This window comes from Bradyrhizobium sp. MI1.3 (assembly GCF_055811695.1).
Genome location: NZ_JBVVPQ010000330.1, coordinates 1 through 227, shown reverse-complemented (window position 1 = coordinate 227; position 227 = coordinate 1). Strand labels below are relative to the sequence as shown.

Here is a 227-nt window from a genome sequence, read left to right as displayed (position 1 = left end):
GACTGCTTCTGGGTATTCGAAGCCGACCCGTGCCATATATTGGCTTGCATTCGACTTGAGCTGGATGTGATAGGTCCCCCGCGGCCGCGAGCTCGACGATGGCGCGTCTTGCCTCGAGCCCGGAGTCCTTCGGGGCTCTGCGCGGCAAGGTCGGGCTGCTGGCGGGTCAGGCCGAGAAGCAGCTGCGTCGGCGCGCCGAGGCCAATGTGGCGGCGCTCAAGCACGAC

The 227-nt window shown here is 66.5% G+C and carries 1 protein-coding gene and 1 pseudogene; one reads left to right on the top strand and one right to left on the bottom strand.

Annotated elements, in window-relative coordinates:
• Positions 1-81 (bottom strand): annotated as a pseudogene (locus AC0L3A_RS41180) (P-type conjugative transfer protein TrbG); the annotation flags it as partial.
• 17 nt (positions 82-98) lie between these two features.
• Between AC0L3A_RS41180 and AC0L3A_RS41175 the strand changes: the two are divergent.
• Positions 99-227 (top strand): BID domain-containing protein (locus AC0L3A_RS41175; RefSeq protein WP_473256637.1); only part of this gene is annotated, 129 nt, incomplete at its 3' end.